The 7521-nt window shown below is 61.1% G+C and carries 7 protein-coding genes; 6 read left to right on the top strand and 1 reads right to left on the bottom strand.

Annotation, left to right across the window (positions count from 1 at the left end):
• Positions 1 to 232: 232 nt before the first annotated feature.
• Positions 233 to 487, top strand: a complete 255-nt coding sequence (locus B3397_RS11940; RefSeq protein WP_296250258.1) for a succinate dehydrogenase assembly factor 2 — start codon at positions 233 to 235, stop codon at positions 485 to 487.
• Complete coding sequence (locus tag B3397_RS11935; RefSeq protein WP_296250257.1) at positions 471 to 923, top strand: protein YgfX; 453 nt, start codon at positions 471 to 473, stop codon at positions 921 to 923. Before B3397_RS11940 ends, B3397_RS11935 begins: the two co-directional genes overlap by 17 nt.
• Here B3397_RS11935 and nadB read toward each other — a convergent pair.
• A complete protein-coding gene (nadB, locus tag B3397_RS11930; protein WP_296250528.1) occupies positions 892 to 2511 on the bottom strand; it encodes an L-aspartate oxidase in 1620 nt (539 codons plus the stop codon). The two genes, B3397_RS11935 and nadB, sit on opposite strands and share 32 nt — an antisense overlap.
• A 579-nt stretch (positions 2512 to 3090) precedes the next feature.
• Here nadB and rpoE point away from each other — a divergent pair.
• From rpoE to B3397_RS11910, 4 genes are all read left to right on the top strand, one after another.
• The gene (gene rpoE, locus B3397_RS11925) at positions 3091 to 3672 is read left to right on the top strand and encodes an RNA polymerase sigma factor RpoE (RefSeq protein ID WP_011535354.1); all 582 of its coding nucleotides are present in this window, start codon (positions 3091 to 3093) and stop codon (positions 3670 to 3672) included.
• A 31-nt stretch (positions 3673 to 3703) separates the two neighbouring features.
• Entirely contained in the window at positions 3704 to 4300 is a 597-nt protein-coding gene (locus B3397_RS11920; protein WP_296250248.1) for a sigma-E factor negative regulatory protein, read from the top strand.
• A gap of 8 nt (positions 4301 to 4308) precedes the next feature.
• On the top strand, positions 4309 to 5265 hold the full coding sequence (locus tag B3397_RS11915; RefSeq protein ID WP_296250247.1) for a MucB/RseB C-terminal domain-containing protein: 957 nt from the start codon (positions 4309 to 4311) through the stop codon (positions 5263 to 5265).
• A 321-nt stretch (positions 5266 to 5586) separates the two neighbouring features.
• Positions 5587 to 6972 carry a DegQ family serine endoprotease gene (locus B3397_RS11910; protein ID WP_414704379.1) on the top strand — a complete coding sequence of 462 codons (1386 nt, stop codon included), beginning with the start codon at positions 5587 to 5589 and terminating at the stop codon, positions 6970 to 6972.
• Positions 6973 to 7521 lie beyond the last annotated feature (549 nt).

Below are 7521 nucleotides of genomic sequence, written 5' to 3'. Positions count from 1 at the left end.
TGTACGCCGCTCCTACAGGGTTTGGGTGTGGTTGCTGGCGACTTTGCGGTTGTGCGGCGTTCCTGCGGGGGGTTGGGGGGCTTGTTGGCTGTATGGTGAGTGTGTTCTGTAGGAGCGGCGTGCAGCCGCGAAGGGGCCCGCCGGGACACCGCTTGTCCAAATGTCTACCCCGACCGCCCGTGCCGCGCCGCACCTGCGCCTGTATACTGCCCGCCTATTTGAGGAGCGCCCCATGGTAGAACAAGTTGAACTGAACCGCCTGTACTGGCATAGCCGCCGCGGCATGCTCGAGCTGGACGTACTGCTGGTGCCGTTCGTGAAAGACGTATATCCCCATCTGGATCAGGCTGATCGCGACCTCTATGTGCGCCTGCTCGAATGCGAAGATCAGGACATGTTCGGCTGGTTCATGGAGCGTAACGAATCCCAGGACCCCGAACTGCAGCGCATGGTTCGCATGATCCTGGACCGTGTCCAGCCCAAGTAACCATTTCCAGTGCCGCTGGCAGCCGTCAATGCGGCTGCTCGTCTGCTACCTCATCGCGCAGGGGCTGGCCTGGCTGGCGATCCTCTTCCTGGACGTGTCCGCATCGCTCAAGGCCTTGGCCTGGTTGCTGTGCATCGGCCACGGCGCCTGGGTGTTGCCCAGGCACGTGCTGCTCACCAGCGACCACGCCTTCACCGGCCTACGCCGCGACCCGGCTGGATGGCAGCTGTGGAGCGAGGCCGGTGGCTGGGAAAACATCCAGCTGCGGCCCGACAGCCTGGCATTGCCCCAGGCAGTGGTGTTGCGGTTTCGTCTGGCTGGCCAACGCCGCGTCAGAGGTCTGTGCATTGCCAGCGACAGCCTGGCGCCGGATATGCACCGACGCCTGCGCCTGCGCTTGAAATTCAGCCGACGAAGGTGGGCGGCGCCAGGATAGTGTCCCGTGCCTCGTCCAGCAGGCCAGGGTAGTCGAGGGTGTAGTGCAGCCCGCGGCTCTCCTTGCGTTGCATCGCCGAAATGATCATCAGCTCGGCCACCTGGGCCAGGTTGCGCAGCTCGATCAGATCGCGACTGACCTTGTAGTTGCTGTAGAACTCGTCGATCTCGTCCAGCAACAAACGAACGCGATGTTGAGCTCGCTGCAGCCGCTTGGTGGTGCGCACGATCCCCACGTAGTCCCACATGAAGCGGCGAAGTTCGTCCCAGTTGTGCGCGATGATCACGTCTTCGTCCGAATCCGTAACCTGGCTGGCGTCCCATTCGGGCAGGTTCGGCGGCATGCTCACCGAGTCCAGCTGTTCGCTGATGTGCACCGCGGCCGAGCGGCCATAGACGAAGCATTCGAGCAGCGAGTTGCTGGCCATACGGTTAGCGCCGTGCAGACCGGTGAAGCTGGTTTCGCCGATGGCATACAGACCCTGCACGTCGGTACGCCCCTGCGCATCCACCATGACCCCACCGCAGGTGTAATGTGCCGCCGGTACCACCGGAATCGCCTGGCGCGTGATATCGATGCCAAAACCCAGACAACGCTCATGGACAGTCGGGAAGTGGCTACGCACGAATTCAGCCGGCTTGTGGCTGATGTCCAGGTACACGCAGTCGATGCCCAGGCGCTTCATTTCATGATCGATGGCGCGCGCGACGATATCCCGAGGAGCCAGTTCCGCCCTAGGGTCGAAGCGCGGCATGAAGCGCTCGCCGTTCGGCAGCTTCAACAATGCGCCTTCGCCGCGCAATGCTTCGGTTATCAGGAAACTCTTGGCCTGCGGGTGATAGAGGCACGTAGGGTGGAACTGATTGAACTCCAGGTTGGCAACCCGACAGCCGGCCCGCCAGGCCATGGCGATGCCATCTCCGCAGGCGCCATCCGGGTTGCTGGTGTACAGATAGACCTTCGCCGCGCCGCCGGTGGCCAATGCCGTGAACCGCGCGGCGAAGGTTTCCACCTGGCCCGTTGCGCGGTTCAGCACATAGGCACCCAGGCAGCGATCCTCCCCGGCCATGCCGAGGCGCCGCGCGGTGATCAGGTCGACGGCCACGCGCTGTTCCAACAGTTCGATATTGGGCCGCTGCCGCGCCTGTTCGAGCAAGGTGTTGAATATGGCTGCACCGGTTGCGTCGGCGGCATGGATGATGCGCCGATGACTGTGTCCGCCCTCCCGGGTGAGATGGAACTGGAAGCCGCTGTCGTTGTGCGCGGGGTCGTCATCCGGCGTGAACGGCACGCCTTGCTCGATCAGCCACTGAATGGCCTCGCGGCTATGCTCGACAGTAAAGCGCACGGCGTCTTCATGACAAAGCCCGCCGCCGGCAACCAGGGTGTCCTCGACGTGTGACTGCACGGTGTCGCTACCGTCGAGTACCGCTGCCACACCGCCTTGCGCCCAGAACGTCGAGCCATTGGCCAGTTCGCCTTTGCTCAGAATGGCGATCTTCAAATGTGCAGGCAGAGAGAGCGCCAGGCTCAAGCCCGCCGCGCCGCTGCCGATCACCAATATGTCGTGTTGAAACTGCTGGCTCATCTGGTGGGTCATGAGGGGGAATCCGCGCAACGAAATTGTTGTTATTCGACCGGCTGGCCGTTGGTGCCAACTGTGCTGTGTTCGGCACGTGGCACTGGTATATAAAGGGGGCTGGCGGCACAATAGCGCCGCCTTCCGGGCATTGCGAAACCATTGTGGACCCAGTCGGGGCAGCATTTATATCAGTCGTGATGCGGGCCACGCCATGCGTGATGAAGCATTTCGCCGTGGAAATAAAGCTGAAACCCTTCAGTGTCACGCGGTTTTTCACTGTCTGTAGGAGTAACCCCTTGGTTGTGTGGGAACTTTCTCGAAGCCCGCGCAATCAATAGAAGGTTGCCTATAAGAAGGGAACAGTGTCGACGCGTCGCCCATTCGGCTCAGGCCAGGGGTGCACGATCGACAACAAGATTATCGGCGCAGCCGGCAAGGTCCGCGCTGCGTTTTTCGTGCAGGCTGGATCCAGGTCTGCAGGAAACTTGCCTGGAGGGGAGAACTTTTGCCAAAAGCCCGAGTCTATGGTTGCAAGCCTGAACGGTGGCTCAAGCAACGCTCCTTCCGGACCCATGAGGAGTGTTCATGCTAACCCAGGAAGAGGATCAGCAGCTGGTCGAGCGTGTTCAACGCGGCGATCGGCGAGCTTTCGATCTGTTGGTGCTGAAGTATCAGCACAAGATTCTCGGGTTGATCGTGCGATTCGTGCACGACACCCATGAAGCCCAGGATGTGGCGCAGGAAGCCTTCATCAAGGCCTACCGTGCGCTAGGCAACTTTCGCGGTGACAGTGCGTTCTATACGTGGCTGTACCGTATCGCCATCAATACGGCGAAGAATTATCTGGTGTCCCGCGGACGCAGGCCGCCAGATAGTGATGTAAGTTCTGAAGATGCGGAATTCTATGATGGCGATCACGGCCTGAAGGATCTCGAGTCCCCGGAGCGATCATTGCTGCGGGATGAAATCGAAGGCACCGTCCATCGAACCATTCAGCAACTGCCGGAAGATTTGCGTACAGCTTTAACTTTACGTGAATTCGATGGTCTGAGTTACGAGGACATTGCGAGCGTCATGCAGTGTCCGGTGGGTACCGTGCGCTCTCGTATTTTCCGCGCTCGGGAAGCCATCGACAAAGCCCTGCAGCCTTTGCTGCAGGAGTCCTGAGACAGCGGCGATAGCCAAGAGAGGAACCGCCATGAGTCGTGAAGCCCTGCAGGAATCGCTGTCCGCAGTGATGGATAACGAAGCGGACGAATTGGAACTGCGTCGGGTGTTGAGTGCCCTGGATGATGCTGAAACCCGCGCTACCTGGTCTCGTTACCAGCTGGCTCGCGCAGTGATGCACAAGGATCTGCTTGACCCACGCCTGGATCTGTCGGCTGCCGTATCGGCCGCCATTGCAGATGAAGTCGTGCCAGCCAAAGCGGCTCGCGGCCCATGGCGCAGCCTCGGCCGTCTGGCCGTTGCAGCTTCGGTTACCGTTGCCGTGCTGGCCGGTGTTCGCCTGTACAACCAGGACGAAATCACTGGTTCGGAGCTGGCGCAGCAGCAGCCTGTGCAACAGCAGTCGCCTTCGGCGCCGCAGGTGCAAGGTCCGGCCGTACTGGCGGGCTACACCACTGAGAGCTCCGAAGCGCCAGGCCCGATGGCCAATGGTGTGTTGAAAGGCCAAGACGGCTGGAACGATCAGCGTCTGCCTGGCTACCTGCGTCAACACGCTCAGGAAGCCGCGGTCAAAGGGACTGAAAGCGCACTGCCGTACGCACGTGCTGCCAGCCTGGAAAACCGTTAAGGAGGACCATGCGCTCCCTCCCTCTCGTTACGCTTATGCTCGGTGGATGCCTCGCCATCCCGGCCCACGCCGCAACCGACGCGTCGCAATGGCTTAACCGCCTGACGCAGGCCGAGCAGCAGCAGAGCTTTCAAGGCACCTTCGTCTACGAACGCAACGGCAGCTTTTCCACCCACGACATCTGGCATCGAGCCGAGAATGGCAAGGTCAGCGAGCGTCTATTGCAGCTCGATGGCTCTGCTCAGGAAGTCGTGCGCGTGAATGGCCGCACGGCCTGCGTCAGTGGCAGTCTGGTGCCGGGTGTCGGTGACGGCCCTGATGCATCGTCCTCGGTACTCGATCCACTCAAATTGATGTCGTGGTACGACCTGACAGTGGCGGGCGATTCCAGGGTCGCGGGCCGCGATGCGGTCGTTATCAGCCTGTCGCCCAAGGATCAATATCGCTACGGCTTCGAGCTGCATCTGGACAAAGAGACCGGATTGCCTCTCAAGTCTTTGTTGCTCGATGATCATGGGCGCCTGTTGGAGCGGTTGCAGTACACGCGTCTGCAAACGGATGCGCCGTCGGCTTCGTTGCTGCAGGCAAGCCCTAATTGTAAGCCTGTGTTGCAGGTGGCGGGCGCCAAGGCTGCCAATGCGCCTATCAGTTGGCGGTCGGACTGGCTGCCGCCAGGTTTTGAGCTGACCAACACTGACGTGCGCAAATCGGCTCAGAGCAAAAGCACTGTGACCAGTCTGATGTACGAGGATGGGTTGGCGCGTTTCTCGGTGTTCCTCGAACCACTCGAAGGTGCCCAGGCCAACGACACCCGTACGCAGCTAGGTCCGACCGTTGCTGTTTCGCGCCGGCTGAACACGGCCAAGGGCGAAGTGATGGTGACCGTGGTAGGTGAAATCCCCATGGGTACGGCCGAGCGAATCGCCTTGTCGATGCGCCTGCAAGATGCGCAGGCGCGGCAGTAATACGCTGAAATACAGGTCGTCGGACACGCTGCAAAGCGTGTCCTACAATGCCCGCCGCGTCTCGGTTGAACGTGAAACTTGGTTCATTCATGTTGCAAATCCCGCCGTTTTTTCTTATAGGTCAGAGCCTCAGGGGGCTGGCCTATTCTGCTGTTACAGGCTCAGAAACGTAGACGCGCCAGACCCGACCGAAACGCCGAAGGCGCCGGACGGGTTTTGTGCTGTTCAGGTCCCTATTGCTTAACCATGCTCGTGACGAACGGGAGCCGTATGTCGATACCACGTTTCAAATCCTATCTATCGTTGTTTGCCGCCGTACTGATGCTGGGCCAGGTTGTGACCGCCCAGGCCGAAGCGCTGCCGGACTTCACCAATCTGGTGGAGCAGGCGTCGCCGGCGGTGGTGAACATCAGTACTACCCAGAAGCTGCCTGATCGCGGCGTGGCGGACAGCCAGATGCCAGACCTGGAAGGTCTGCCGCCCATGTTCCGCGAGTTCTTCGAGCGCAACATGCCGCGCGGCGGTCCGAAAGCACCTCAGCGTGGTGATCGTCAGCGCGAAGCGCAGTCGTTGGGTTCTGGCTTCATCATCTCTGCCGACGGTTACGTGCTGACCAATAACCACGTGATTGCCGATGCCGACGAAATCATTGTGCGTCTCTCGGACCGCAGCGAGTTGAAGGCCAAGCTGGTGGGCACTGATCCGCGCACCGACGTGGCACTGTTGAAAATCGACGGCAAGAACCTGCCTACCGTGAAGTTGGGCGACTCCGACAAGCTCAAGGTCGGTGAGTGGGTATTGGCCATCGGTTCACCCTTTGGCTTCGACCATTCCGTGACCAAGGGTATCGTCAGTGCCAAGGGTCGTACCTTGCCCAACGATGCCTACGTGCCGTTCATCCAGACCGATGTGGCCATCAACCCTGGTAACTCGGGCGGGCCCCTGTTCAACATGGCCGGTGAAGTGGTGGGCATCAACTCGCAGATCTTCACCCGCTCTGGCGGCTTCATGGGACTGTCGTTCGCGATTCCTATCGATGTGGCGCTGGATGTGTCCGATCAGCTGAAGAAAGACGGCAAGGTCAGCCGTGGCTGGCTGGGCGTGGTGATCCAGGAGGTCAACAAGGACCTCGCTGAATCCTTTGGCCTGGAGCGTCCGGCTGGCGCGCTGGTTGCGCAGGTGCTGGACGATGGCCCTGCAGCCAAGGGTGGTCTGCAAGTCGGCGACGTGATTCTGAGCATGAATGGTCAGCCGATCGTGATGTCCGCAGATCTCCCTCACCTGGTCGGTGGCCTCAAGGCTGGCGCCAAAGCCAATCTGGAAGTGGTGCGCGAAGGCAAGCGCCGTACGCTGGACGTCACCGTGGGTGCGATGCCCGATGACGACCAGACCCTGGGCGCCGGTGCCAAGGCACAGGCCGAGCAGAGCAGCAACCGCCTGGGCGTGTCCGTGGCAGACCTGACGGCCGATCAGAAAAAGGCGCTGGAGCTCAAGGGCGGTGTGGTAATCAAGGAGGTCCAGGATGGGCCGGCCGCACTGATCGGCCTGCAGCCGGGTGATGTCATCACCCACCTCAACAATCAGGCCATCGAATCGTCGAAGCAATTCGCCGATATCGCCAAGGGCCTACCGAAGAACCGCTCGGTGTCCATGCGTGTGTTGCGTCAGGGCAGGGCGAGTTTCATTACCTTCAAGCTGGCGGAATAGGTTGTAAAAGCGTGAAGAAAGAGGCGGCCTTAGGGCCGCCTTTTTTGTAGCTGATCATGTTGGCCCCGTCGCCATAAAGACCGCGCGATACCTGTAGGAGCGGCGTCCAGCCGCGAAAGCGCCCGCCCACTCAGCGCAGTATCCAGAGGGTACGCCGACTATGATGCCCCCTTCGCGGCTGTACGCCGCTCCTACAAAGGGCGCGCGCCACCTGTAGGAGCGGCGTGAAGCCGCGAAGGCGCCCGCCCAGTCAGCGCAGTATCCAGAGGGTACGCCCACTGTGATGCCCCCTTCGCGGCTGTACGCCGCTCCTACAAAGAGCGCGGGGTACCTGTAGGAGCGGCGTGAAGCCGCGAAGGCGTCTGCCTGGTCGGCGCAAGGTTCAGAGGGTGCGCCGACTATGATGCCCCCTTCGCGGCTGTACGCCGCTCCTACAAAAAGCGCGGGGTACCTGTAGGAGCGGCGTGAAGCCGCGAAGGCGTACGCCTGGTCAGCGCAGGATTCAGAGGGTGCACCGGCTGGGATGGCCTCTTCGCGGCTGTACGCCGC

Source organism: Pseudomonas sp. UBA4194 (assembly GCF_002379585.1).
GTDB lineage: Bacteria > Pseudomonadota > Gammaproteobacteria > Pseudomonadales > Pseudomonadaceae > Aquipseudomonas.
The sequence above is the reverse complement of the archived record's forward strand: the minus strand, read 5'-3'. Positions and strand labels throughout refer to the sequence as shown.

What these genes read in the sequence shown, in the direction of transcription:
- B3397_RS11915 (WP_296250247.1), top strand. Translation starts at nt 4,309, where the DNA reads ATGCGCTCCCTCCCTCTCGTTACGCTTATGCTCGGTGGATGCCTCGCC.
- B3397_RS11910 (WP_414704379.1), top strand. Translation starts at nt 5,587, where the DNA reads ATGCTGGGCCAGGTTGTGACCGCCCAGGCCGAAGCGCTGCCGGACTTC.
- B3397_RS11920 (WP_296250248.1), top strand. Translation starts at nt 3,704, where the DNA reads ATGAGTCGTGAAGCCCTGCAGGAATCGCTGTCCGCAGTGATGGATAAC.
- B3397_RS11940 (WP_296250258.1), top strand. Translation starts at nt 233, where the DNA reads ATGGTAGAACAAGTTGAACTGAACCGCCTGTACTGGCATAGCCGCCGC.
- nadB (WP_296250528.1), bottom strand. Translation starts at nt 2,511, where the DNA reads ATGAGCCAGCAGTTTCAACACGACATATTGGTGATCGGCAGCGGCGCG.
- rpoE (WP_011535354.1), top strand. Translation starts at nt 3,091, where the DNA reads ATGCTAACCCAGGAAGAGGATCAGCAGCTGGTCGAGCGTGTTCAACGC.